The organism is Chryseobacterium metallicongregator, assembly GCF_031324065.1.
Taxonomy (GTDB): Bacteria; Bacteroidota; Bacteroidia; order Flavobacteriales; family Weeksellaceae; genus Chryseobacterium; species Chryseobacterium metallicongregator.
The window spans coordinates 755,922-781,628 of sequence record NZ_JAVIXS010000020.1 but is presented as its reverse complement, the minus strand read 5'-3'; the positions used below and the strand labels follow the sequence as shown (position 1 = coordinate 781,628).

Genomic DNA, 25,707 nt, shown 5'->3' with positions numbered 1-25,707 from the left:
CGATTCCTAGTATGGGAATCGTTTTTATTTTTTTAATCAAATTGAATGTTATTGTTCTTTAAAATTTCCTTGAACTTATCCATTTTGCCTTCCTCTTTCATACCCTTGTAGATACTCCCTATTACAGCTTCTGCATCAGAACGGTAAGGAGATTTCTGCTCAGTATAAATTCTGTAAGCTTTGCAGATATAATCAAGTCCTTTTTCATTATTTTTTAAATGAGCGAAGTAGATTTGTCCTATCCCATAATAAACCTCTGGATCATTGGGATATACTTTGTCAAAATCATTATAGGCATCTATAGCTTTCTGATATTCTTTTTTATAAATATAAGCTATGGCTATATTCTGTAAAGGCATTTTACCCTTTGGATCAACGGCTAATGACTGTTTGTAGGCAGTAAGAGCTTTATCATATTCTCCGATCCTTCTATAAGTAATTCCCAGATTATCCCATGCATAAATAAATTTTGGATCAATCTTTACAGCCTGTTCATAATTCTGAATGGCTTCTTTCCAATCTTCTCGTTTCCCTGCTTCAGCAGCTTTTGTATAAAAGTCAATGGCTGCCTTGTTTTTTGAGAACTTGTCATAATCTGTTTCAGTAGTTGTAGTGGCTCTCTTTACACTTTCGCAGTTTTGCATCAGATAGCGTTCAAGCTCATTATAACTTTCTTTGTACTGTTTTGAATTTTTATTGGTGTCAAATGTCAGGTTGACCTGTTTTTTTCCATTTACTTCAGGTACATTTTCAGATTGTTTTTCTGCTCCTTTCAAAAGTGTTGAGATCTGAAGTGCTCCCGTATATTTATCAATACATCCGTGAACATCTTTGATAATATCTTCCTTCTTTCTGTTAGCTAAAGCAATAGAATCAGCACATTTACAGGCGTTTTCTGAAAGTTCCTGAAGAGCTGTTTTTTCATTCGGCTTCTCCTGAGAAAATGAAAGAGAATACAGTAAAATAAAGAATAAAATGGTTATTGGTTTTTTTATCATGGGTTGTAGTTTATTTCAGATAAGGAGTGATAATCTTTGTCCATATTCTATATCCCTCCGGTTTAAAATGAAGCATGTCTTCCACAAAAATATCTTTTCTTACATTTCCATTAGCATCTTCCATTGCCTTGGTAACATCAATAAATTCTGCGTTTGGTTCTTTTTTCATAAAAGCAGCAATTTTTTTATTGGCTACTTTCATCTGTGGCCAGATCACTTCTCTGCTCGGCGAATATTTAATGGAGATATAATCTACCTCAATATTAGGGAATCTCTCACGTATTTTTTTGTAGAAAGCTTTATATCGGTCTACAACCACTTTTGCTTTTAGCTGATGATTGTCTGCAAAATCATTTTCACCACAATAGATAATGATTTGTTTGGGTTGATAAGGAGCTAAAAGATCATCTGAAAAATCATTAAGGTCTGTAAGTCTTGATCCCCCAAAACCTCTGTTGATGATTGTTTTGCCGGGAAAGTAATCTGCTATATCAGTCCACTTTGTGAAAGATGAACTTCCCAGAAATAAGATAGCATCTTTTGCCGGTGGGTTTTGCTGATCCAGTTTTTTGAACTCCTGAATGTCCTGCCAGAACATTGGTTTTTTTTCCTGAGAAAAGGCAATAGCAAAGTACAGCAATAGAAATGCTGATAGAATCTTCTTCATTATATTCAGTTTTAAATTTAGTTATAAAAGTAATAAAAAACTCCCGATTAGCGGGAGTTTATGATTTATCTTTTGTAGGTAACGTAAGGGATGTCAGGAATTTTATCTCCATTCATATCAAAGATTCCAGATTGCTGGGCAAGTTTAAGATCTTTGGCTGTTAACATATCAACTCTGTAGTTGACAGATCCTTCGTCCCCAAGTTTGATTCCAATAACTTTTGAATCAGCATCGTAGGTATATCTTCCTTCAGTTTTCGGAGATGGAGTACAATCTGCACCGCTTCCTGTATACGCTGTATAGCTTACATAATAATCTGTTCTTAAGAAAAGAGTATTTTTAGCTGCACATCCTGTTAAAGTTTCAGTATAAAGCACTGTTTTATTATCTTTTCCGGAAATTACTTCCCTTTTAACTTCCTTCCAATCTCCCTTCATGATATCCATATCATAAGCTTCAAGATTGTCATCTTTACAAGAAGTAAGCGCCAGGGCAGAAAAGGCAAATAAAAGTAGCTGTTTTTTCATTTTCACAAATTTAAGAATATGCTAAAATATAAATAAATTTGAAATATCTATAATGAAATAACGAATTTTTAAACGAATGTTTGTAAATTAAATAATTTTATGAATACTGCGATGCGAGATACGAGTTTCTGATTATATATTTTCAACTTGAAAATTAATATAAACACTTTCATCCGAATCTCAAAATAGTGTAGCTCAAATCTCTTGTCCGTACCCAGAAACTCGCATCCCGAATCCATTAATAACTCATCTCTACAATTTTATAAGCATCCTGCGGAGTAAGTTTTTTATATTCTCCAAGACCTAGCCAGTTTCTGTCTGTAAAGGCTTTTTCAACTTTTTCAGCAGTTCCTTTAAAGTCTTCTGTATACTCGGAAAGTCTGGTTTTGATATGCAGACTGTGAAAGAATTCTTCCATTTTTTTGATGCCCAGTTCAGCTTTTTCCTCTACGCTTCCGTCTTTGATTCCCCAAACTCTCTCAGCATACTGAGCCAGTTTTCCTTTTTTATCTTCGAAATTGTAACGGTAATGAGATGGAGCAATAATTGCCAGTGTTCTTGCGTGATCAATACCAAAGTAAGCCGTCAGCTCGTGCCCCATTGCATGTACTGCCCAGTCTGTAATCACTCCTTTCTGGATGAGTCCGTTCAGAGCCATTGTACAACACCACATAAAGTTTCCGGCAGCATTATAGTTGAAATCATCTGCCAATACTTTAGGAGCAGTTTCCTGCAGGCTGATCAGAATACTTTCTGCAATTCTTTCCTGAAGATCAGCAGAAGAAGGAGCTGTCATGTATTGTTCCAAAACGTGAGTGTAGGCATCAGTGATTCCGTTTACGATCTGGTTTTTCGGGATAGTTCTGATCACTTCCGGATCCAGAACAGAAAATTGTGGGAAAAGTCCAGGTCCTCCTGAAGATAATTTCTCCTGGGTTTCCCTTCTTGATATCACATAACCGGAATTCATTTCTGAACCTGTTGCAGGCAGTGTCAGAATACTTCCAAAAGGCATTCCTTCCCCTTCAAATGTTCTTACCGACTTTCTCAGGATATCCCATGGCTCACCGTCATAATTGGCTGCTGCAGAGATAAACTTCGTTCCGTCAATCACGGATCCGCCACCTACAGCAAGAAGGTAAGTAATATTTTTCTCTTTGATAAAGTTTAAAGCATTGATCAGGACTTCATATTCAGGATTGGCAGGAACTCCGCCGAATTCATATAATTCATGATCTTTTAAAGCTTCTTTTACCTGATCGTAAACACCATTGTTTTTGATGCTTCCGCCACCGTAAATCATTAATATTCTTGCGTCTTGAGGAATTTCTTTGGAAATTTTAGCGATTTCGCCTTTCCCGAAAAGTATTTTTGTTGGGTTTTTAAACTCGAAATTAAGCATTGTTCTAAATTTATTTTAAGTCAAATTTACGGAATGAAAAAGGAAAAGTGAGTTAATGAAATTTTAAAATTGCTATTATTAAATTTTATGAAAGCTATTTATACCTTAGTGTTTTTCCCAAAAATCATTACAAAGATGTACAATTCTCATCCTTTGCATACACTCCATTACTTTTCGCTTCCAGTTTTCCGGTTTTTCTATTGATTTTAACCCAAAAAGATTCTTTCACAGCGGGACAACCCTTTGACTGCATAAGGTACATTGAAATATGACGGTCTTCAATTTTATAAGCCCCTGTAAAATGATTGCTTGTATCCACTGAATAACCATACGTTTTTGCCAGTAAAATAGCTTCAGGAAGATTGTCTACCGTTCCGATAAAATCTCTCAACTGTTGCTCGCTGGAAAAATAAACAGATCTTTCATTTTTACACGCAAGAATATAAGAAAAACAGTTGTTTCCAATACATTTCTGGAAAAAGCCTCTTTCTGGAACAGGTTCATTGATGGTCATAAAATCAGGAGCCTGGCTTTCATAGAGTACTGATTTTTCATAGTCCACATCATTACTGAGAACGCGCCAGTAAGCATAGTCTTTATCAGGAACAATGAACGGGTAAAGATATTCGACGGTATCAAGAATATCAGGAATTTTTTTATAATCATCAGGAACCTTGATCTGGCTGTAAAGCAGATTGGAGAGAATCAGGGAAAATGCGATGATTACTTTCATAGAGAATGGGGTTTCCGGTGCAAATTTAACAAAGAGAATTATTCCAATATAATTTTATAATATCCTTTTTCAGCAGTTACATCAATATCTATACCTGTAAACGTTATTTTATTAATTTGATAGCCATCACACCCTCCGTTAAATTCTGATGACTGTATTGAAAAGTCTAAGTCTTTAATATTAGAAAAGAATTTATACTTTTTTGTTCCATTGTAAGCGCCTACGTTTTCTACAATAATCATATTGTCAGATGTTTTGGATAGTTGGACACTATTGTTATCTTCGTCCTGAACTGAATAAGTGGTCAATGTTCCATTGGCAATAAGATTTTCATCATTAGAATCCACAAACTTAAAAAGGACCGGTAGAGGAGCATTATAACAATCTTTTTCACATGATATGAAAAGAAAGACTATGAGTAGAAAAGTAAATATTTTTTTCATGGATGATGGATAGTGTGAAGAGTAAAGTTAATTATTAATGTCTAATAATCAAATTTATAAAAACTTCATCGGATATCCCACGGTAACATTTCCATTGATGATTTTTTTAAGCTTAGACCCCATCAACTTTTTGGTCAGAGGTTTCAGGTGATCGGTATATAAGATTCCCAAAGTATGATCATATTCGTGCTGGATAATTCTGGCGGTTAATCCTGTGAAGGTTTTCGTATATTTTGTGAAATCCCGATTCTGGTATTCAATGGTAATTTCCCAGGGTCTTTTTACTTTTTGAGAAAATCCCGGAATGCTCAGGCAGCCTTCATAGTCTTCCCAGGTTTCTTCCAAAGTATGGACTATTTTTGCATTGATAAAGGTTTCTTTAATCCCCTTATCATCTTTCCCGAAATATAAGACCTGATCTTCCGTATCCAGATTTTTATAAACAATTTTACTGTCAATAATGAAAAGCTGTAAGGATTTTCCGATCTGAGGAGAGGCAAGACCACATCCATTGGCATTTGCCATGGTCTCCCACATGTCCGTTATTAATTGCTGAATTTCAGAGGTGTTTTCACTGATTTTTGAACATTTTTGTTTTAAAATCTGATTTCCGTAAGCGAGAATAGATAAATTCATTGTCGTATTTTCCCACAAAGTTCAGGAGAAGAGAACAGATATACAATGAACCTATGTTAAGTAATCTGTCTGCGGATTCTGCTTAATGCCTGTGGTGTAATTCCGATATAGGATGCGATGTATTTTAGAGGAACGCGCTTAATCATTTCCGGCTGTTCTGTGAATAATTTCAGATAACGTTCTTTGGCTGTAAGTTTTAGTAGAGAAAGTTCTCTTTTGCTTTTTGCCAGAAATAATTTTTCAGAAGCAAAACGTCCCAAATGATTTCCAACATGGGTGTGATTGTAGACCTTCTGCAGATCATCATAGGAAATCTGCCATACCACAGTTTCTGTTAAGGCCTGCATCTCGTACTCAGAAGGTGTTTGGGTAAGAAAAGAGTCATAGGCACAGCTGAATTCTTTTTCAAAACTAAAGCTAAACGTATAGCCATATTCATCATCAGGAATATAAAACCTTACCAGTCCGGATTCTATAAAGGATAAATGGTTCTCCGTATCGCCCTGCTGGGTAATGATCTCATTTTTAGCAAAAACCTTTCTGTGGAAATGTCCCGCTATAAATGCCCATTCCGATTCCTGCAGTTTGACAATCTGTTCGTAATATTCTCTGATATGGCCCATAAGGTTTAATTGATAAGATAAAGGTACGAAATCTGACAACATGTAAGTGAGTGACCTTTAACATCCATATGGCTATTGAAATTGATTTCAATCATAGGATTCACATGATTATTAAAGTATATCAAATTTTAAAGAAAAATTAATGTTATTATTTTGCATTTTGCCCTCAATTTTTGTCATTTGTCAATTAAATTAATTTCAAAATCGCTTACATTTGTTACTATGATACACGACCAACGCGCAGAAAAATTCAGGCAGATTGTGGAAAATAAGTTCCAGATTTACAATTCATTATTTATGAGCCTGCCTTATGATAAAATGACGAATATCGGAATGCTGCTTCCGTTTCTATATGAAGAAAGCAGAACCGGTTATGAAGCAGGAAAAACCCCTGAAGATATCGTCGAAGAATTCTTTAAAAACCATACCGATCTTCAGAACGAAGAGCAGAAACTTGAACTGCTTTTCAAGATCATTCAGTATATAGAAAGACAGGTTGTTTTGTTTGACAGTATTGAAGATGCTGCATTTCCTAACCTTCATTCAGAAAGTGATAACGGAACTGTGACCAACCTCTTTGAACGTTCTTTTCAGGATCATAAAATTGAAAACGTACGTGAGAAATTAAAAGATTTTAGTGTTAAAGTTGTATTTACTGCGCACCCGACTCAGTTTTATCCGAGTTCAGTACAAAGAATTATTCAGGATTTGAGAGGAGCCATTACCAGTGATTCGGTGACGCAGATTGATATGCTTTTGCAACAGCTGGGGAAGACTCCTTTTGTCAACAAAGAAAAACCTACTCCAATAGATGAAGCGCTGAGTATTATTTCCTATCTGAGATATGTGTATTATGATACCATTGGTGAACTGTTTACGAAAATCAAAAAGACTTTCGGGAACGGGCATTTTCATCTTCATGAAGACATTATCCAGCTTGGTTTCTGGCCGGGAGGAGACAGAGACGGAAATCCTTTTGTAACCGCAGAGGTAACGAAAAGAGTAGCAGAAGAACTTCGTTCAGCTATTCTGAAGTCTTATTACAGCCATTTGAAATTTATCAGAAGAAGATTAAGCTTTAGAGGTATTTCTGAAGTGTTGACCCAATTGAGTGAAGAACTGTATGCTGCAATTTTTGATGGGAAAACCATTAAAGCAGAAGATATTTTAAAGAAAGCGAATGAGGCAGAAAAAATATTAATCAATGAGCACAACTCTTTGTTTTTAGATCTTTTGGTCAATTTCAGAGACCGTGTGATGATTTTCGGAACTCACTTTGCGACACTGGATATCCGTCAGGACAGCAGGATTCATCAGAAAGTTATTGATGAGGTATATACAAAAGTGTATGGAAATGAAGACGCTGATCACGAACAGAAGTTCAATAAACTTATTCAGATATCAGAAACTGTCAATGCAGAAGATTTCGAAGATATTGTAAAAGATACTTTGTTAACGGTTTCTCAGATTACAGACATTCAAAATCTGAACGGACTGAGAGGAATGAACCGATATATTATTTCCAATTCTGATGCCGTAAAAGACGTTATGAATGTATATGCATTCTTTAAAATATGCGGTTATCAAAATGAAGAGATCAATATGGATATTGTTCCACTATTTGAAACAATGGAAGGTCTCGCCAATGCAGAGCATGTAATGAATGAGCTGTACCATAATCCTGTCTACAAAAAGCATCTTGAGAAAAGAGGAAACCAGCAGACTATTATGCTTGGATTCTCGGATGGAACTAAAGATGGAGGGTATTTAAAAGCCAATTGGGAAATCTATAAGGCCAAAGAAGTATTGACAAAACTTTCTGAGCAAAATAATATTAAAGTGGTATTCTTTGACGGTAGAGGCGGACCTCCGGCAAGAGGAGGAGGAAAAACCCACGATTTCTATGCTTCTCAGGGAAAAACGATTGCAAATAATAAAATAGAACTAACAATTCAGGGGCAGACGATTACCAGTATTTTTGGAAATAAAGAACAGGCAAAATACAACTTTGAACAGCTTCTGACCGCTGGCGTTGAAAATGATGTATTCAAAAATGAAAAAAAAGAACTTACCGAAAAGGAAAGAGCATTGATTATTGAGTTGGCGGATATCAGCTATAAAAAATATTCAGATCTGAAAGCCCACCCAATGTTTGTTCCATACCTTCAGGAAATGAGTACGCTTGAATATTACGGGAAAACCAATATCGGAAGCCGTCCTTCAAAAAGAGGAAGCGGAAGTGAACTGAAATTTGAAGATCTGAGAGCAATTCCTTTTGTAGGTTCATGGTCACAATTAAAGCAGAACGTACCGGGATTCTTCGGTTTTGGATATGCGATGCAAAAGATGAAAGAACAAGGTAGATTTGAAGAAGTAAGAGAATTGTACAAAGGTTCCGACTTCTTTAAAACTTTAGTTCTGAACTCTATGATGAGTATGAATAAGTCTTATTTTCCTTTGACCTTTTATATTAAAAACAATCCGAAATTCGGTGCATTCTGGAATGTTCTTTTCAATGAATATGAGCTTTCAAGAGACATTATGCTGGAGTTGACAGGATTTAAAATGCTTCAGGAAGAAGATCCATTGTCCAGAAAGTCTGTGAAAATCCGTGGAAAGATTGTTCTGCCGTTATTGAGTATTCAGCAATATGCTTTAATGAAAATTCAGAAAGGAGAAGGAAACAAAGAGGCGTATGAAAAGCTGGTGACACGTTCCTTATTCGGGAATATCAATGCGAGTAGAAATTCTGCATAAATTATTACGAAAGTTTTGTACCTAACGTACAATATTATATCAATAGGAATGGGCTTTAGCCCATTCTTTTTTTATTGACCCATCCATAGGCTTTAGCCAAAACATATTGTATACTGTGTTAAAAGAATATCCCCCGCGGATTAAGCAGATAACGCGGATATTGATGTTAAATTAAATCTGCATGATCTGCTTAATCTGTGAGAAAGAAAAAGATTACTCTTTTAAGAATTTTTCATAGAAAACTTTATCTTTCGTCTGAATTTTCAGATAATAGGTTCCCTTTGCAAAATCCTCTACTTTTATAGATTTCTGATGGTTGCTTTTTCTGATAAGTCTCCCCAGGTTATCATAAATTTCAAGTGACTGAATTTCTTGCTCTGAGGCAACATTCAGAATATTTCTTGCAGGATTCGGGAAGATAGAAAACTTCTCTTTTTTTACGGTTTCGGAGGTGTTTAGAACCAGATTGTATAAACTTCCGAAATTAAGAATTCCAAATCCTGTCTGATCCGAATGAAGAGGATAAAGCGAAGCCGTTTGTCTCAGCTTTGTTCTCATCTGCTCTCTGTTCATGGTTGGAAACGCCTGAATAAGACATGCAACACCGCCTGCGGCAATAGGAGTAGCAATAGAAGTTCCATTTACAACTAAGGTCGCATTATCATACACGGTTGTTGTACCAGTTCCCTGTGTACTTCCGTCTGGTTTTACCACCCCAAGAGCATTAGGTCCGAAAGAAGAAAATCCGGATGCATTTCCGGCAGAATCTACAGATCCGATAGAAAATACTTTTGCATTGTCAGAGGGGGTCATAAGGTAATGCCAAGGCTGCTGTCCGGAGTTGCCTGCAGCGGCAAGAACAAAAATACCTTTTTCAGCAGCAATGCCGGCTCCGCGGGCAATGAATGAAGTATTACCATCCATATCGGCATAAGTATAATTATAACGGCTTTCATCAAAAATATTGTATCCCAATGATGAGGTAATAATTTCTACTCCTTTTCTGTCTGCTTCCTCCGCAGCTTCAATCCAGTAAAGCTCTTCTTCTGGAATTTCTACAGCAGCATTTTCACTTCGGTAAAGATAAAAATCAGCATCAGGTGCTGCTCCTACAAAAACATCCTGCAGATATCCACCGATAACACCTAGCACGACAGAACCATGGGTACTGAGAGCTGCATTGTAAATATCTCCGGTTTTGGTCACAAAATCATAAGAAGCTTTAATATGATTATTGGTCCACAATCTTGAAAAAGCATTTCCTGTGTTCACTGTTGGAAATCCGGCGTCAATCACTGCTATGGAAACTCCTGTTCCTGTGTAGCCCGCCAGATGAAGCGGCCGGATATTGACCTGATCTATTTGTCCTGCTCCGGAACCATAATTAAAATTGGTAAGTGTTTTATTAATGCTGGCATCGTCTTTCCATTTTCCTGGTGCTGTTTTCACGGTAGTAGAACTGTTTCTGGCAAAACTTTCAACAGAGGAAACAAAAGTTTGAGCCTGAAGTAATGTTTTTTGTGCAGGTGTGGCATTGACTGCTGCACCGTTAAGCCATTTTGAATAATCCGTAACAACAAATCCCAAATTTTGAAGATTCTGAAGGTAAGACTGTTCAATAGGAGCGTCCTGGTCATTAAGCGGGATTCCCAGCGCAGTACGCCTGTTGAGTGATTTCTGACTGAGTTCTGACAGCGGATTTGCATAAAAAGCTGCTTTATTAGGCTTATCCGTGAAGTAAACAAAAACGAGTTCCGTTTGTGCGGAAACGGTAAGGTAACCAGTTAGGAAACAAAAGAGTAAAAGTTTTTTCATAAAATTTATTTGTATAAAGATAAAAACAAAATCAATAAAATTTTTGATAGGATTTTAAATTCCTTATTTTTACAGAAATATTTAGTATATGAAAAAAATTCAGATGGTTGACTTGCAAAGTCAGTATTACAAAATAAAAAATGATGTAGACAATGCAGTTTTGAATGTAATGGATTCTGCGGCATTTATTAACGGTCCTGAAGTAAAGTCTTTCCAGAATGAATTGGAGTCTTATTTAGAAGTAAAACATGTGATTCCGTGTGCCAATGGTACAGATGCATTACAGATTGCCCTGATGGCTTTGGATCTGAAAGAAGGAGACGAAATTATCACGGCCGATTTTACTTTTGCTGCTACAGTAGAAGTTATTCACCTGCTTAAATTAAAGTCTGTACTGGTAGATGTAGATTATGATACATTCACGATTTCTACTGAACAGATTAAAAAAGCAATTACGCCAAGAACAAAAGCAATTATTCCTGTGCATATTTTCGGACAGTGTGCCAACATGGAAGAAATTTTAAAAATTGCTGAAGAGCATAATTTATATGTTATTGAAGACAATGCTCAGGCAATCGGTTCAGAATATACATTCTCTGACGGAAGTGTAAAACAGGCTGGAACAATGTCTACTGTGGGAACTACTTCTTTCTTCCCTTCAAAAAACCTGGGATGCTACGGAGACGGAGGTGCTATTTTTACCAATAATGATGAGTTAGCTCACCGTTTAAGAGGAATTGTAAACCACGGAATGTATGAGAGATATTATCATGATGAGGTAGGAGTAAACTCACGTTTGGATAGTATTCAGGCTGCGGTTTTAAGAAAAAAACTCCCTCACCTTGATTCTTACAACGAAGCAAGAAGAAAAGCAGCTGATTTTTATGATGAAGCATTCGAAGGAAACCCGAATATTCTTACTCCAAAAAGAGCGGAGAACTCTACTCATGTATTCCACCAGTACACGTTAAGAATTCTGAACGGAAAACGTAATGAGCTTCAGAAGTTTTTAACGGAAAAAGAAATTCCTGCAATGATTTATTATCCTGTGGCTTTGAGAAAACAAAAAGCGTACTTCCAGGAAAGTAATGCAGCAGACTTTGTGAATACTGATAAGCTTCTGGATCAGGTAATTTCTTTACCTATGCATACAGAATTAGACGAAGAGCAGCTGAAGTATATTACAGATGCAGTGCTTGAGTTTATGGGATAATTGATGAAAAATAGGATATTTAAATATAGAGTAGTTGGAATAGTAGTATTTCTATTCGAATTGTTTCTACTTTTTTTATTTGGCGTTGGAACTTATGATTCATCCATGGAGCTAGGTATTAAAAGCGTATTTTCAATAGAGACCCTTATCTTTATTTTTTCAGTGTCAATATTTGTAAGTACATTTTTAAGTTTGATTTTACTTTTATTAAAAAGTAAAAAAACCATTCTTTATTTAAATATTAACTATACTTTAATTATATTATTTTTTGTTTTAGGATATTTTAAGCTTTGGATCGAGAAATCGCTTGAAGAAGATGATAATTTAAAAATTTTCCTCACTTTTTCTATCATTTCAATTGTTCTTTTTATAAGCAACATTTTTAGGAATAAAAAAGTACAGTTTTTAGAGATGGAAGATATAGGAAAAAGTAATGATTAAAAAATAAAAATGGCAATACTTGTTACCGGAGGCCTTGGGTATATTGGTTCTCACACCGTAGTAGAACTTCTTAATAACGGCTTTGAAGTGGTTATTGTAGATGATTTATCCAATACGGAAAAGTTTATTTTAAAAAATATTGAGGAAATTACAGGTAAAAAGCCTGTTTTTTATCCTTTTGATTTAAGAAGAAAAGAACTTCTTACTCAGGTTTTTGATGCCCATCAGATTGATGGCTGTATCAATTTTGCCGCCTCTAAAGCGGTAGGAGAGAGCCAGATCATTCCTGTAGATTATTATGAGAATAATCTGTTTTCTTTGATTAATATTCTTCAGGAATTTAAAGCAAGAAAGATCTCCAACTTTATTTTCAGCTCATCATGTACGGTATACGGACAGGCAGATGTAATGCCGATAGATGAAAATACTCCGTTGAAAACCCCTGAAAGCGTCTATGGGAAAACAAAACAAATGGGAGAACAGATCCTGATTGATTTTGCAAAAGCCTATCAAAGTAAAATATCACTATTAAGATATTTTAATCCAATCGGAGCACATCCTTCCGGAAAGCTGGGAGAATTGCCGATAGGGATTCCTAATAATTTAGTGCCTTATGTGATGCAGACGGCTTCAGGAGTACGTGAGAAACTGAATATTTGGGGTGATGATTACCCTACAGAGGACGGAACAGCTGTTCGTGATTATATCTATGTTGTTGACCTGGCAAAAGCACACGTTGCAGCATTAAAGAAACTGATAGAAGATTCTTCATCAGATGCTGTGATAGATACTTACAATCTGGGGACAGGAAAAGGTTCATCTGTACTGGAAGTGGTAAAAGCTTTTGAAAAAGCCAATCATGTAGAAGTGCCTTATCAGATCTGTGCCAGAAGAGAAGGAGATATCACTATTGCCTATGCAAATCCTGATAAAGCGGAAAAAGGACTCAACTGGAAGTCTGAAACCTCGCTTGAAGAGGCTTTAAGAACAGTTTGGGAATGGCAAAAATATCTGAACACCAGAAATTCATAACTTAGCATTGAGAAATGCTTATATAGAAAGAGCAATTTAAACGATCATAAAACAAATTACAAAAACATCTTCCTTGAAATTGAATGTTTTATCTTTTTAAAAAACATTTATTTCAGAGAAGCTTTAATTTAACATTAATATGAAGACACAGAGAATAGGTATTACATTTTCGTCATTTGACTTATTGCATGCAGGCCACATTAAAATGCTTGAAGAAGCTAAAACTGTATGTGACTATTTAATCGTCGGACTTCAAATCGATCCGTCCCACGATCGTCCAAACAAAAATAAGCCAAGTCAGACTATTGTTGAAAGATATATCCAACTGAAAGCGGTGAATGCTGTGGATGAGATTATTCCTTATTACACAGAAGAAGATCTTTTGGATATTCTTAAATCATTTGTGATTGACGTAAGAATCATCGGGGATGATTATATGGACAGAGACTTTACAGGTAAAAAATACTGTGAAGAAAAAGGAATAGAGCTATTTTTCAACAAAAGAGACCATCGGTTTTCCACCAGCGATCTGAGAAGAAGAATCTATGAAGCTGAAAAAGAAAAATATGCAAAAGCAGAACCTGTAAAATAACAGAAATAAAAAATCCCGAAAGTTTCTTTCGGGATTTTTGCTGTATTACATTGGGCCGCCTTGTTCTTCGTCGCCTTTTGTATTAGAATTAATATCTTTTTTAATTTTAGGTTTGGCATCAATCTTCTCACCTTGCTTGAACTTATACGTGAAAGATAAAGCAAACTGTCTTGGCTGCCATTGCATTTCCATTTCTCTGGTAAACTGAGCATTATCGGAGAAGTTTTTCATTTTTCTGGTATTAAAGATATCTCTGATATTGAATCCTATAATTCCGTTTCCTTTCCAGATAGTCTGGCTTACTCCTAAATCTATACCATACATTGCCTTTCTGTTATTCATGGCCGTTTTCTCAGCAGCTCTGTAGAAACTTTGGATTTGAAGGCTTAAGTTTTTTGTCGGTTTAAATGTATTGTTAAAACGTATTCTGTATGAGAATCCGGAACCTGAGAAATCATTCAATGTTCTTGGATTGTCAGGGAATAGGTTAAAGCTTCCTGTATTTTTATATCCGTAAAGGTCAGCAGAAAGCATTATTTTCCACCAGCTGTAAGGATCATAAGTTCCGTTCAGATCCAAACCATAATTGGTCTCTGTACCTACGTTGAAAGGAATTGTATTTACAGCTCCGGTATCATCTATATATTGGTATCTGTTTTGCTCGTCTTCAGACTTTTTAAAATATAAAGTTGGATTAAACGTGATCTTTTTGTTTGAAAGATTGTATCCGACTTCAAAAGAGTTTTCGTACGTTGGATTAAGGTTTGGATTCCCTCTGAAGTAGTTTCTGTCATCATCAAAAGACATAAAAGGAATCAGGGAGAAAGCTCTCGGACGGTTAATTCTTCTTGAATAGTTTAACAAGATCTGATTGTTCTTTGCCAGATCATAACTTAAAAATACAGAAGGGAAGAACTTAGTATAGTTTTTATTAACTTCCGGAGTATTTGCCGGATTTCCGTTAACATCAAAATTCTGGAAGTTAACGTCAATTTTTGAAGTCTCACTTCTTAATCCTAACTGATACGCAAATTTTTCTCCAATCTTACTTTTAAACTGTGCATAGACACCAAGAATGTTTTCAGAATATACCGTGTTACTTGTAAAATCAAATCTTGTATATGGAGTTTGTCCATTATCACTTTGATCCACGAAATAGTTGTATGTATTTCTGTTATAATCATAACGTGCTCCTGCTTCTAATTTAGATTTTTCACCTATTGGAAGTTCATAATCAATTTTTCCAATAAAGGTATCTGTTTTAGAATCTGTGCTTACATTATTAACAACACTGGTAGGTTGTAAAATAGTATTGACAAAACTTCTCTGTACAATCTGATTGATTCCATCCGTTTTATTAGTCTGATAACTTGCAGATGCCGATAGCAATTGGCCATTATCTCCAATTTTCTGATCAAGTCCAAGATCAAACTGAGTTGCCAGGTTTTTGTTATTTCCGTAGCTGTTTCTTTCTCTTACAACATCATTTATGGTAGAGGCGTCTTTATAAACCTTTTCATTGTAAGCGTTGATCCCGGTTTGATCCGTATCAAAACTTCTTACCATTCCTGAAAAGTTGATTGATGTTTTATCACTGAAATCGTGAGTGAATCCCGCGGTAACATTGTAAGTATCACTTTCTCTGGTTGTCTTACCATTTTGTTGAGAATACTGTGTAAATGGGAATGCAGTTGAAGACAGGCTGCCAATATCATCCTTTCTGGTAGTCGTATTCTTCATGGTACTTTCATTCTTCTGATAACCGCCACCGCCATTCAAAAACCAGGTCCAGTTACCTTTTCTCCAGTTTAAGTTAGCATTAAGATTGGTTCTTGGAAGATAACCTAAAGTTCCGGTTACACTCCCATTGAATCCCATTTTTTTATCCTTTTTAAGAATGATATTCAGAATACCCGCAGTTCCGCTTGCCTCAAATTTAGAAGAAGGGTTAGTAATTACTTCAATTCGTTCAATCTGATCTGCCGGAATACTTTGCAAAGCGTTGGCTCCATCATCTATTCCAAGAAGAGAGGATGGCTTTCCGTTGATCAGAAATTTTACATTCGAATTTCCTCTCATCGATACTGTTCCGTCTGTATCTACAGAAACTGAAGGAACGTTGGTCAAAACATCCTGAAGATTTCCTCCTTTACTCACAATATCCTGTGAAGGATCATAGGTCTTTTTGTCAAGTTCTACTTTATATGCTTTGGATGCTGAAGCAGTAATCACAACACCCTGTATTTCCTTTGTTTTACCATCAGCAGTAGAGGTTGGCTCTGCTTCAATAGATAATGCTCCGATATTACCTGCTTTTGCAATATTTTTGCTGACTACACTTTTTTTATAATCAATAGCTTCTACTGTAATATCATAGTCTCCGGGCATAAGCTGAAGAGTATATTGCCCTTTTTCATCTGTCAGTACAGCATCACTTAAAGTCTTGTTGGCCTTATTGCTAAAAGTTACGGAAGCATAAGGAACCGGTTGATTTTTTTTGTTGACAATGATTCCTGAAACTCCAGCCTTCTCCTGTGCAAAAGCCAGTGCTGCTGCTGAAAGTACTAAGGTAAGTCCTAAAGTTTTTCTGGTGAAAATATTGACAATTTCTGTCTTATTCTTCATAGGTTATTTTTTTGTATAAGATCGTGAAAGAATAACCCTTAATATTTTGAATATCCATATCAATTTGATCTTCAAAACATTATGGTTGTATGTTTTTTTTCTAACTGTTTAAATTTTCAGGTGCTTTCTAAGCTTATTTTATATTTTTTGAGTTGAGCCAGTCCTGATAAGCCTTTGCATTCACCGCATGTTCTTCAGCACTTGCAGTAAACTTATGGTATCCGAATCTTGCCGGATCAGCACACATAAATATATAATTGTTGTTTTCGGCATTTAAAACAGCATCTATTGAATTCTTATCCACTACGCAGATAGGTCCCGGAGGAATACCTGCATTGGCATAAGTATTATAAGGTGATGGTGTAGACAAATGCTTATATAATACCCTTTTTATAGGTTCTTTAAAATTAGTCTGCTTATTGATTGCATAAATTACCGTAGGATCAGACTGAAGCTTCATGCCTTTTCTGTAACGGTTTAAATATAATCCTGCAATTGTTTTCATTTCGTCCTTTTTTCCTCCGGACTCTTTGTAAACAATAGAAGCCAGAGCATAAATCTGATCCCTTGTAAGACCGGACTGCTGTTCTTTGTTTTTTCTATCACTTGTCCAGAAATCATGATATTGATTTTCGAACTTGGCAAAAAATTCTCTCGGACTTACCGTCCAGAAAAAATTATATGTATCAATGAAAAAATATTTTTTTAAATCTTCAACATTTTTATAGCCTTTTTCCTGTGCAACAGCATCCAGATCATTCACAAAATGTAATGAATCAATTTCTGTTTTTTTAGTCACCTTACCAATCATCTGATACATATCTCCAAAATCACCGATTCTGTAAGAATTTGCAGTCTGGTTACCTGCTTTGATCATATTGACAAGGTTTTTATTACCTGTTCCGCTCTGAATATGATATCGCCCTGCTTTAAAATTCGTCTCAAGGCCTTTTTCCTTAGCTACAGCTTCAAAAGACTCTCTGTCCTTAATATAAGGAGCAATAGAATCGAGGATCTGTTTAAAGCCTGCTCTATGAGGAATCAGAACATAACCATCCTTTTCTACGTTATTTCCTAAATATTTATTATAAAATCTCAAACCAAAAAATCCTGCCACTACAAAAACCAGCAGAATGACAATGAGAATTGCTTTTTTCATTCTTTATAAATGTTGATTAAAAGTTTTTTGTTTTTAAAGAAGATCTGTCTTACCTCTAAAAACTTGCTTTGCAGGACCTTCCAGCCAAATATTCTGGAATGCATCACCGCTTTTTTCAGCATATACTTTAAGGTTTCCACCTAAAGTTTTAACTTTTACAGAGGTTAGATTATGTTTTTGCAGAAAAGTTAAAGCAGAAGCTGTAACTCCTGTTCCGCAACTGTAAGTTTCGTCCTCAACGCCTCGTTCATAGGTTCTTACAAAAATTTCATTATCAGAAATTTTTTCTACAAAGTTCACATTGATTCCTTTTTCTTTATAATTTTCAGAATTTCTGATGCCATATCCTTCGTCATAAACGTGATAATCTTTCAGGTTGTCTACATATTTTACATAATGGGGAGATCCGGTGTTCAGAACAAAATCATTTCCGTCATGGGAAACAGTATCTACATTGATCATTTTTAATTTAATGATTCCGTTATGGATTTCAGCTTCATGTTCACCATCGGTAGCAATGAACTTACATTTGTCTTCAAAAATGTCCAGGAAAAAAGCAAAAGCAACAAGACATCTTCCTCCGTTTCCACACATCGTACTCTCTCCACCATCAGAATTGTAATACACCATCTTAAAATCATATTCAGGATCGTTTTCCAATAGAATAAGACCGTCAGCACCTATTCCGAAACGTCTGTCACATAATTTTTCAATACTATCTTTATCTTTAGTAAATTGCAGATCACGGTTGTCTACCATTACAAAATCATTCCCTGTTCCCTGATATTTATAAAATTCCATATTTTTTGTTAAATAAAGAAGCAAAATTACTATATTTTAAATGAAAAACGAACAGTGTTAGCTGTTCGTTTCCTTATTTATAATCGTTTTATCTAAAGCCGCCTCCGCCGCTTTGTTGTCTGCTTGAGCTCGTGCTTTGGCTGCCTGAGCTATTTCTAAATCCACCGCCAGAAGATTCTGATCTGCTGCTTTCAGAATTTCTGAAACCGTTGTTATTTTGGTTTCCCTGGTTGTTCTGATTACTGCTGTTTTGATTTCTGAATCCGCTGTTACTGTTGGAATTTCTGAAACCACTGTTGTTTTGATTTCCCTGATTGTTTTGATAACCACTATTCTGGTTTCTGAATCCGCTGTTGCTGTTGGAGTTTCTATTATTATTGAATCCTCCGTTATTATTGTATGAGCCGTTACTGTTCGTTGTACGCGTATTCTGGAATCCGTTTTGAGGTCTTGAGGAAGAAGAAGATCTTCTTTCTACATAGACTTTTCTTCTGGAGTTGTTATAACTGTCATAATAATAAGGAATGCCATTATCATAGTAATAATTAACGTTGTTTCTGTAATAATAGCCGTCATTGCCCCAATATCCACCGCTTCCGTAGTATCCTGAAGGAGCATAATAATACCCATTGTTGTAATAGGGATCACCATATCCGTAACCACTATTGCTTCCGTATCCGTCAGTATATGCTAAACAAGAGGTTAAACTGGTAATAGCAAAAATACTGATTGCTATTTTAAATAAATTTTTCATGACTTTATTGTACTTTTTTTTCTTTAAAACTTTTTTTCCAATTGACATATCCTAAGATCGCCATTATAGTAAATACCAAATATTGAACCGAAGTGATTCCAAGTCCCTTAAAAATCATCATAGGGATGCAAATAAGATCTCCGAGAATCCAGAAAATCCAGCTCTCAATGCGCTGTTTGGCCATCAACCACATTCCTACTAAAAATATGGAAGTGGTAAAAATATCCATCCAATTGGCCCAATCGAGATGATATAATCCCAAATAACCACCTTCTAAATGATCAATATAGGGTTTACAATAATAAATAAAAGTAACAAATGCCAAACTCAGCACAAAAAGAATACTTGCATGTATCCATTCTTTTCGGGTAGCCCATGTAACTTCTACATGAACATGATCTTCAGAATTTCTTGCCCATAGAACCCAACCATAAATACTCATGACAGTATAATAGACGTTAATCATACAGTCTCCCAGCAGCCCGGCATTGAAAAGAAGATATACATAGATCAGGGTTGAAATAATGCCGGTAGGGTATACCCATATATTTTTCTTTATGGAAAAAAATACGCTCAGTATTCCGAAAATTGTACCTGATGCTTCCAACGTAATTTGTAAAGAATCATAGCTTTCATAAGGCTTTACAAAAAGATCATATAAATTCATGCAATCAAAAATAAGCAAAAATATGGACTTTTTAAAATGGATTATATAATGTGTTGTTCAGGTTTTTAAACCTTTAATGTAAAATAAATGAGGAAAGTTTAACGATAAACGCGGGAGTTCCTAAATTTTTTATATTTTCGTAAATCCTTAATAAATAAAAAAACATGTCGAAAATTTGGGTTAAAAAGCCACTAAGTGCCTATGAGGCAGATATGAAGAAAAGTGAGCTGAAAAAAGTCCTAGGAAAATGGAGTTTAACAGCAATTGGAGTGGGTGCTATCATCGGTGGTGGAATCTTTGTTCTTACTGGAACAGGAGCCTATTATCATGCAGGACCAGCACTTGCAATTTCCTTTATCATAGCAGGGATCGCCTGCGTTTTTGCTGCATTATGCTATGCAGAGTTTGCATCCATTATTCCTGTAGAGGGTTCAGCTTATGCTTATGCATATGGAACAGTAGGAGAAATTTTTGCATGGGCCATGGGATGGTGTCTCATCCTCGAGTACGCCATGGCGAGTATGGCCGTTTCCGTGAGTTGGTCCGGATATTTTAACAAATTTTTGAAGATTTTTAATATTCATTTGCCCGCTTATCTGACATCAGATCCGGCAAGTTATACGGGAGATGGTTTTTCTATGAACCTGCCAGCATTTATTCTTGTTCTTTTAATTACTGCATTATTGGTAAAGGGAACTAAAGAAGCTGCAGGAGCGAATAACCTGATCGTTTTAATGAAAACTTCAGCGGTTATCTTTGTAATTATCGCTGGTGTATATATTATTTTCTCTAATACAGATCTTTACAATGCGGTAGATGGTGTTAAAAACTGGAAGCCTTTTATTCCGGATCAGGTTCAGATTAAAAATTCTGAAGGAGATATGGTTTCTGCCTACGGTATTAAAGGAATTATTTCCGGAGCAGCAGCTATTTTCTTTGCTTATATTGGTTTTGATGCTGTTTCTACACAAGCTGGAGAGGCTATTAACCCTAAGAAAGATGTACCTTTCGCTATTATCGCTTCATTATTGGTTTGTACCGCTTTATATATCTGTGTATCTCTTGTATTAACAGGGATGATGCATTATACAGACTTTAACCCGGAAGGTAAATATCCGGATGCTATCAAAGCTCCTGTAGCGTATGCTTTTGAAATTGCAGGAAAACACTGGGCGAGTAATATTGTAACCATTGCAGCTACTGTAGGATTAATTTCTGTAGTAATGGTAATGATGATGGGGCAGTCCAGAATCTTCATCGGGATGGCAAAAGACGGATTGATTCCTAAATTCTTCGGTGATCTTCATCCAAAAACAAAAACACCTTACAAAGGAATTATTTTATTAGGACTTGTGGTAGCATTGATTGCTGCATTTACTCCAATTTCAACATTGGCTGATATGACAAGTTTCGGAACCCTGTTTGCATTTACACTGGTTTGTATTGCAGTTTGGGTGATGAGAAAGAAAGAGCCTAATTTGATCAGGCCTTTCAAAGTTCCGGCTTATAAAATAGTTGTGGCACTGGGAGTATTTATCAATATTTATTTGATCTTTAACTTAAGTGCTCATGCTTTGGAGCTTTCTGCAGTATGGTTGTTCTTAGGAGGTTTAGTATACTTCCTGTATGGAAAATCAAACAGTAAGCTTAACAATCCTGAAAAATATCAGAATCAAGATTAATCATCATATTAAACCGCTTCGGCGGTTTTTTTTGTCCCAATACTATTATTATGAAAAATATTTTGTCCATTTTATTCCTGTCCATAGGAATTACAGCATTTTCCCAACAGGTGGAAAGCCTTGAAACCATTCTTAATGATAAGATCAGTATCAGAGCTCTTGAATTATATGACAACAAGGTCTGGTACAGTGGTACGGATTCTAAATTTGGGTTTGTAGATCTTAAAGATTATAAAAGCCAGAAACAGATAAAATTATCCGAAGAGAAACTTCAATTCAGAACATTAGCGCAAAATAAAACTATTTTTTATGCTATCAATATTGAGAGTCCAGGACGTTTCTTTGCTATCGATAAGAAAACTTTAAAGTCACAGATTGTTTTTCAAGATACTGCAAAAACAGCTTTTTATGATGCTTTGCATTTTGTGAATGATAAGCTAGCCTATACTTTTAGTGATTCAGATAAAGATCAGATGTTGAAACTGGCTGTGTACAAAGAAGGGAAATGGAGTATGTTTAAGAATAATGTAAAATTAAATGAGGGCGAAGCTGCTTTTGCTGCAAGTAATACCAATATTTCATCCTCTAAAAAATATTTATGGATTGCAACCGGAGGAAAAGCTTCAAGAATCTTAAGAATGAATCTGAAAGATGAAAAAATAGAAGTGTTCAACACCCCAATCATACAAGGAGAATCTTCACAGGGAATGTATTCTATTGATTTTTTTGATAATAATTTTGGAATTGCAGCAGGAGGAGATTATACTAAGCAGGATGCCAATATCAATAATATCGCAACCACAAATGATGCAGGAAAAACCTGGCAAATTCAGGCTTCAGGGCAGAATGCGGGATATACCACCTGTGTGAAAATAAAGCCAGGATCAAAAGGAAAAGAAATTATTGCAGTAGGAGACAAGCATATCAGTTATTCTTCAGATTTTGGAAAAACATGGACTAAAATTTCCGATGAGAAAGGCTTTTTTGTATGTCAGTGGATTGATGTCAATAGAGTGGTTCTTGCAGGAAATAACAGAATTGCGGTGATGAAATTAAAATTTTAAATATCAGGAATAGAATTTATCACTATTTGTCAAAAGCCTGATCATACGTATTTAGACTCATTATAAAATAGAACCTAATATAATTCATAGGTTAAAATTCATAACTAATGGTTAATTTTGTAAGATGAAATTTAAATGATGCTAAATTTCATGTCCTTATAAAATTTTAATTTTCAAAATGAACTCTTTAATAGATAAGTATAATATTCCCGGACCGCGTTACACTTCTTATCCTACCGTTCCATATTGGGATGAATCAACATTCTCACCGGAAAAATGGAAGGAAACTGTAATCAGGTCTTTTCATGAAAGCAATGCAGAGGAGGGAATTTCTATTTACATCCATTTGCCTTTCTGTGAGGCATTGTGTACGTTCTGTGCTTGCCATAAGCGTATTACCAAACAACATAGTGTTGAAGTTCCTTATCTGGAAAGTGTTTTAAAGGAATGGAAACTGTATCTTGATCTTTTCAACGAAAGACCTAAACTGAAAGAATTACACCTTGGAGGTGGTACTCCTACATTTTTCTCTCCTGAGAATTTAAGAACATTATTGGAAGGTATTTTTTCATCTGTAGACATTGCGGAACACCCTGAATTTTCTTTTGAAGGACATCCAAACAATACCACGAAAGAACATCTTCAGACTTTATATGATCTTGGTTTCAGAAGAGTAAGTTTTGGAGTTCAGGATTATGATCCTAAAGTTCAGAAAGCAATCAACAGAATCCAGCCTTTTGAAAATGTAAAAAACGTTACAGAATGGGCTAAGGAAATCGGATACAGAGGAATCAGTCACGATCTTGTTTTCGGATTGCCACACCAGAATTGGGATGCAATGGAGCACACGATCAGAAAGACAATGGAGCTGAAACCGGACAGATTGGCGTTCTATTCTTACGCACACGTTCCATGGGTGAAGGGAGTTGGGCAGAGAGGTTTTGATGAAAATGACCTTCCAAGTGGAGAAGAGAAACGCCGTTTGTATGAAGATGGTAAAAAGCTTCTTCAGGATTTAGGATATATTGAAGTAGGGATGGATCACTTCTCTCTTGAGCACGATGATCTGTATCAGTCTTTGATTCATAAAAAACTACACAGAAATTTCATGGGTTACACTTCAAGCAATACGCAACTGATGGTAGGACTTGGAATGTCTGCGATTTCAGACTCATGGTATGCTTTTGCCCAGAATGTAAAAACGGTGGAAGAATACCAGAAAATGGTTGAAGAAGGTGAGATTCCTGTTGTAAAAGGACATGTTCTGAGTGATGAGGATCTTACGGTAAGAAGACATATTCTGAATCTGATGTGTCAGCTTGAAACCACTTTTGATGTTAACAATTCTTTCCCTGAGCTTGACAATGCACTGGAAATGCTCAAAGAGATGGAAAATGACGGTTTGGTTGAAATCAACGGAACTGAAGTTAAAATAACAGAAGCTGGAAGAGCATTCACGAGAAATGTAGCGATGGTTTTTGACCTGAGAATGATGAGAAATAAACCTGAAACAAGGATTTTCTCAATGACTATATAAAACAAAAGCGGTTCAGTTCTGAACCGCTTTTTTATTGTTTTAAAATTTTATTTGATGATCAATTTCTGACTATATGATTTCAATTCCCCGGATTTAAGATTAATGTAGTACACTCCGGCAGGAATTCCTGAAATATTAATTCCTTTGCTATTAATAATCTGATCCGTTTCCATCACTTTTCTTCCCTCCGAACTGATGATTTCCAGGGTTGCTTTTTTATCTTTAACCCCATCAATGAAAATTTCTTTGGAAGCAGGATTAGGATAAACTTTTACTGTTCCTAAAGTATTTTCATTAGTCCCTAAAGTTCCTGTGGATATTTTGAAAATTTTTCCATTGCTTAAATCTGCTACATACAATCCTTTCTGATAATCTTCTCCAAAAGTAGAAAAGTTATTTCCGGAATAAGGAGTCGTCCACGTAATGGCATTATTGGTATCCAGCATTCCGATCTGAGAAGAACAATAGTCAGCAAAGAAATATTTCCCCTGAAGTGAAGGGTATTGGTTTCCTCTGTAGACATAACCACCGGTGATAGAACATTTCCCACCAGAATGGTTATATACAGCAACAGGGAAGGTCATGGTGGACTGGGCAGCACATCCTGCAGTATTGTAGGCATTATTCCCTTCATAGCAGCGCCAGCCATAATTTAATCCGGCTGTAGTAATAGGCATTTTATTGATTTCTTCTATTGCTCCCTGGCCAACATCCGCAATCATGGCATTGCCTGTAGTCAGATCAAAAGAAAATTTCCATGCATTTCGGAGACCATAAGACCATATTTCGTCTGCACCATCCACTCCAGCTCCTGCAAAAGGATTGTCTGGCGGAATATTGTAAGGACCGGTGGCATCTACATCTATTCTCAACATCTTTCCTAATAACACATTTTTATTTTGGGCATTATTATTCGGGTCGCCACCACTTCCTCCGTCTCCGGTGATGATCCAAAGTTTTCCGTCAGGAGCAAAATGAATGCTTCCTCCATTGTGATTGTCGAATGGCTTGGGAATATTCAGCAGGATTTTTTCAGAAGCAGGATCTGCTACGTTTGAATCTGTTGAACTTACACTGTATCTGGCAACAATAATATTGCCTGAAAGGTTGTTATAATACACAAAAAAATACCCGTTGGTAGAGTATTGAGGATGAAAGGCAAGACCGAGAAGACCTCTTTCGCCGCCGAAAGTAATTTTTGATCCGATATTCAGAAAGTTGGTTGTGTTAATTGTCCCATTGGGTTGAATAATTTTAATGATGCCGTCCTGTTGAACCACAAAAAGCCGGCTGTCATTGGCGTTCGTAATCTCTACAGGGCTGGTAAGCCCCGTGGCAAATTCTTCCAAATTAATGCTTTGAGAATTAACAATTAAGGAAGAAAAAATACTGATACTAAAAAGTAGTTTTTTCATAATATTTTGAGAGTTAGTGTGTTGGGAAAGTAAATGAAAATTTTATACCAATCGATTTTGAAGACTTCATTATGATAGTATGAAAAAATTGTTAAATCTTAAATAGAAATCACGATACCAATAT

23 protein-coding genes are annotated in these 25,707 nt (G+C 35.8%); 8 read left to right on the top strand and 15 right to left on the bottom strand.

Annotated features, from left to right (window positions below):
* Positions 1–32: 32 nt before the first annotated feature.
* The 8 genes from REB14_RS21450 to REB14_RS21415 form a co-directional block, all read right to left on the bottom strand.
* Positions 33–998 (bottom strand): tetratricopeptide repeat protein, encoded by a 966-nt coding sequence (locus REB14_RS21450; RefSeq protein ID WP_309523250.1) that lies wholly within the window; start codon positions 996–998, stop codon positions 33–35.
* A gap of 10 nt (positions 999–1,008) precedes the next feature.
* The gene (locus REB14_RS21445) at positions 1,009–1,665 is read right to left on the bottom strand and encodes a GDSL-type esterase/lipase family protein (RefSeq protein ID WP_309523249.1); all 657 of its coding nucleotides are present in this window, start codon (positions 1,663–1,665) and stop codon (positions 1,009–1,011) included.
* 65 nt (positions 1,666–1,730) lie between these two features.
* Entirely contained in the window at positions 1,731–2,192 is a 462-nt protein-coding gene (locus REB14_RS21440) for a lipocalin-like domain-containing protein (RefSeq protein ID WP_034696312.1), read from the bottom strand.
* A 238-nt stretch (positions 2,193–2,430) separates the two neighbouring features.
* Entirely contained in the window at positions 2,431–3,594 is a 1,164-nt protein-coding gene (locus REB14_RS21435; RefSeq protein ID WP_309523248.1) for an iron-containing alcohol dehydrogenase, read from the bottom strand.
* A 127-nt stretch (positions 3,595–3,721) separates the two neighbouring features.
* Positions 3,722–4,327, bottom strand: coding sequence for a hypothetical protein (locus tag REB14_RS21430; protein WP_079241182.1), 606 nt, complete (start codon positions 4,325–4,327; stop codon positions 3,722–3,724).
* Between the two features lie 38 nt (positions 4,328–4,365).
* Positions 4,366–4,770, bottom strand: a complete 405-nt coding sequence (locus REB14_RS21425) for a hypothetical protein (RefSeq protein WP_309523247.1) — start codon at positions 4,768–4,770, stop codon at positions 4,366–4,368.
* A gap of 54 nt (positions 4,771–4,824) precedes the next feature.
* Positions 4,825–5,406, bottom strand: a complete 582-nt coding sequence (gene def / locus REB14_RS21420; protein WP_309523246.1) for a peptide deformylase — start codon at positions 5,404–5,406, stop codon at positions 4,825–4,827.
* 56 nt (positions 5,407–5,462) lie between these two features.
* Complete coding sequence (locus REB14_RS21415) at positions 5,463–6,029, bottom strand: Crp/Fnr family transcriptional regulator (protein WP_309523245.1); 567 nt, start codon at positions 6,027–6,029, stop codon at positions 5,463–5,465.
* Between the two features lie 222 nt (positions 6,030–6,251).
* Between REB14_RS21415 and REB14_RS21410 the strand changes: the two genes are divergently transcribed.
* The gene (locus REB14_RS21410; protein ID WP_309523244.1) at positions 6,252–8,786 is read left to right on the top strand and encodes a phosphoenolpyruvate carboxylase; all 2,535 of its coding nucleotides are present in this window, start codon (positions 6,252–6,254) and stop codon (positions 8,784–8,786) included.
* Between the two features lie 213 nt (positions 8,787–8,999).
* Here the strand turns inward: REB14_RS21410 and REB14_RS21405 are convergent, their stop codons facing one another.
* Entirely contained in the window at positions 9,000–10,601 is a 1,602-nt protein-coding gene (locus tag REB14_RS21405) for a S8 family peptidase (protein WP_079241187.1), read from the bottom strand.
* 88 nt (positions 10,602–10,689) lie between these two features.
* Here REB14_RS21405 and REB14_RS21400 point away from each other — a divergent pair, with 88 nt between their 5' ends.
* The 4 genes from REB14_RS21400 to REB14_RS21385 all read left to right on the top strand — a co-directional run bounded on the left by REB14_RS21400 (position 10,690) and on the right by REB14_RS21385 (position 13,879).
* Complete coding sequence (locus tag REB14_RS21400; RefSeq protein ID WP_079241188.1) at positions 10,690–11,814, top strand: DegT/DnrJ/EryC1/StrS family aminotransferase; 1,125 nt, start codon at positions 10,690–10,692, stop codon at positions 11,812–11,814.
* A gap of 3 nt (positions 11,815–11,817) precedes the next feature.
* A complete protein-coding gene (locus tag REB14_RS21395; RefSeq protein ID WP_309523243.1) occupies positions 11,818–12,255 on the top strand; it encodes a hypothetical protein in 438 nt (145 codons plus the stop codon).
* A gap of 9 nt (positions 12,256–12,264) precedes the next feature.
* Positions 12,265–13,287 carry a UDP-glucose 4-epimerase GalE gene (gene galE / locus REB14_RS21390; RefSeq protein WP_079241190.1) on the top strand — a complete coding sequence of 341 codons (1,023 nt, stop codon included), beginning with the start codon at positions 12,265–12,267 and terminating at the stop codon, positions 13,285–13,287.
* Between the two features lie 139 nt (positions 13,288–13,426).
* Positions 13,427–13,879: an adenylyltransferase/cytidyltransferase family protein gene (locus REB14_RS21385; protein WP_034696297.1), complete on the top strand. Its 453-nt coding sequence runs from the start codon at positions 13,427–13,429 to the stop codon at positions 13,877–13,879.
* A gap of 45 nt (positions 13,880–13,924) precedes the next feature.
* On the opposite strand, the gene REB14_RS21380 is transcribed toward REB14_RS21385, so the two are convergent.
* The 5 genes from REB14_RS21380 to pnuC form a co-directional block, all read right to left on the bottom strand.
* Entirely contained in the window at positions 13,925–16,504 is a 2,580-nt protein-coding gene (locus REB14_RS21380) for a TonB-dependent receptor domain-containing protein (protein ID WP_079241191.1), read from the bottom strand.
* A 133-nt stretch (positions 16,505–16,637) separates the two neighbouring features.
* A complete protein-coding gene (mltG, locus tag REB14_RS21375) occupies positions 16,638–17,663 on the bottom strand; it encodes an endolytic transglycosylase MltG (RefSeq protein WP_079241192.1) in 1,026 nt (341 codons plus the stop codon).
* A gap of 33 nt (positions 17,664–17,696) precedes the next feature.
* Positions 17,697–18,464, bottom strand: a complete 768-nt coding sequence (gene dapF / locus REB14_RS21370; RefSeq protein WP_079241193.1) for a diaminopimelate epimerase — start codon at positions 18,462–18,464, stop codon at positions 17,697–17,699.
* Positions 18,465–18,552: 88 nt separating this feature from the next.
* Positions 18,553–19,218, bottom strand: a complete 666-nt coding sequence (locus REB14_RS21365) for a hypothetical protein (protein ID WP_309523242.1) — start codon at positions 19,216–19,218, stop codon at positions 18,553–18,555.
* Between the two features lie 4 nt (positions 19,219–19,222).
* The gene (gene pnuC / locus REB14_RS21360; protein WP_309523241.1) at positions 19,223–19,885 is read right to left on the bottom strand and encodes a nicotinamide riboside transporter PnuC; all 663 of its coding nucleotides are present in this window, start codon (positions 19,883–19,885) and stop codon (positions 19,223–19,225) included.
* Positions 19,886–20,049: 164 nt separating this feature from the next.
* Here pnuC and REB14_RS21355 point away from each other — a divergent pair, with 164 nt between their 5' ends.
* From REB14_RS21355 to hemN, 3 genes are all read left to right on the top strand, one after another.
* Positions 20,050–21,567, top strand: a complete 1,518-nt coding sequence (locus REB14_RS21355; RefSeq protein WP_034696290.1) for an amino acid permease — start codon at positions 20,050–20,052, stop codon at positions 21,565–21,567.
* 50 nt (positions 21,568–21,617) lie between these two features.
* Positions 21,618–22,631: a WD40/YVTN/BNR-like repeat-containing protein gene (locus tag REB14_RS21350; protein ID WP_079241195.1), complete on the top strand. Its 1,014-nt coding sequence runs from the start codon at positions 21,618–21,620 to the stop codon at positions 22,629–22,631.
* Positions 22,632–22,809: 178 nt separating this feature from the next.
* Positions 22,810–24,168, top strand: coding sequence for an oxygen-independent coproporphyrinogen III oxidase (gene hemN, locus REB14_RS21345; RefSeq protein WP_079241196.1), 1,359 nt, complete (start codon positions 22,810–22,812; stop codon positions 24,166–24,168).
* Positions 24,169–24,215: 47 nt separating this feature from the next.
* Here hemN and REB14_RS21340 read toward each other — a convergent pair whose 3' ends face one another.
* Positions 24,216–25,583, bottom strand: coding sequence for a PQQ-dependent sugar dehydrogenase (locus REB14_RS21340; protein ID WP_309523240.1), 1,368 nt, complete (start codon positions 25,581–25,583; stop codon positions 24,216–24,218).
* Positions 25,584–25,707: the final 124 nt, after the last annotated feature.